A 1,518-nucleotide genomic window follows, 5' to 3' on the forward strand; every position below is an offset into this window, starting at 1 on the left:
CGTCGAAGACGTGGATGATGTCGCCCTTCTCGGCACCGTCACCGGAAATCACCGGGGTGGTGTCGTTGGTCGAACCATTCTTCGGCACGTCGATCAGGTTGGACGGATCATCGTTGTCCACCACGTCCTTGATGGTCGGCGCGGTGGAGTCGAGTTTCACCTCGTAACCGTGGTCAGCCACGATGACGCCCACGTTGCCGGCAACGTCATGGGCCACCAGGGTGGCGTGGATGTTGGTTTCCGCTGCGAGGTCCGCACCGGCCACCTTCACGCTCCAGCTACCGTCTGCCGCTACCTTGGCGCTGTAGTCGGTGCCGTTGAGCTTGAAGCTCACCACGTCGCCGGCCTGGAACTCACCGATGGCCTTGCCGCTGATGGTCTGCTGGACCTTGGATTCGGCCAGGTTGACGATGTCGTCGCCGGCCACGGTGTCGATGGTCAGCTGGGTGGTCTTGCTGTCCGGCGCGGTGGTATCGATGACGATCGGGTACGGCTGCGACGCATCGCTGATGTTGCCAGCCGGGTCTTCCGCCTTGACGGTGAAGTCGTGCTCGCCTTCGGCCAGGGCCTTGTCAGCCGGCACCTCGAACGACCAGGTGCCGTCGTCCTTGGCGGTGGTGGAGCCCAGCTCCTTGCCGCCGTCGAAGACGTGGATGATGTCGCCCTTCTCGGCACCGTCGCCGGAAATCACCGGGGTGGTGTCGTTGGTCGAGCCATTCTTCGGCACATCGATCAGGTGCGCCGGATCATCGTTGTCCACCACGTCCTTGATGACCGGTGCGGTCGGTGCGGTGGTGTCGATGACGATCGGGTACGGCTGCGATGGATCGCTGATGTTGCCAGCCGGGTCTTCGGCCTTGACGGTGAAGTCGTGTTCGCCTTCGTCCAGGGCCTTGTCGGCCGGAACTTCGAACGACCACTTGCCATCTTCACCAGCAATGGCGGTGCCCAGTTCGGTCTCGCCGTCGAAGACGTGGATGATGTCGCCCGGTTCGGCGCCGCCACCGGAAATAACCGGGGTGGTGTCGTTGGTCGAGCCGTCTTTCGGGATGTCGATCAGGTTCGACGGATCGTCGTTGTCGACGATGCTGTCGATGGTCGGAGCCGCAGGCGCCGTGATGTCCACGGTGTAACCATGATCGGCCACGATGAGGCCGACGTTGCCGGCGACGTCATGGGCCACCAGGGTGGCGTGGATGTTGGTTTCCTTGGCCAGGTCCGAACCGGCTACCTGCACGTGCCAGCTGCCATCCTTGTCCACTGCGGCGCTGTAAATGGTGCCATTGAGGATAAAGGCCACCAGATCACCAGCCTTGAACTCACCCGAGGCCTTGCCGCTGATGGTCTGCTGGACCTTCGACTCTTCGAGGTTGACGACATCGTCACCGGCTACGGTGTCGATGGTCAGGGTCGCTACCGGTGCGGTCAGGTCCACGGTGTACGCATGGCTGGCCTTCACGTCGGCACTGTTGCCAGCGGCATCGTGAGCCACCAGGGTGGCATCGATGCTGCTGCCCT

Annotated in this window: 1 protein-coding gene; it reads right to left on the reverse strand. The window is 63.0% G+C overall.

Annotated features, from left to right (window positions below; translation table 11 throughout):
- On the reverse strand, positions 1-1,518 hold a 1,518-nt coding region (locus IB255_RS30450; RefSeq protein WP_192211278.1), incomplete at both ends, for an Ig-like domain-containing protein.

Origin of the sequence: Pseudomonas sp. PDM22, from assembly GCF_014851965.1 — a bacterium.
In the GTDB taxonomy this organism is placed as follows: domain Bacteria; phylum Pseudomonadota; class Gammaproteobacteria; order Pseudomonadales; family Pseudomonadaceae; genus Pseudomonas.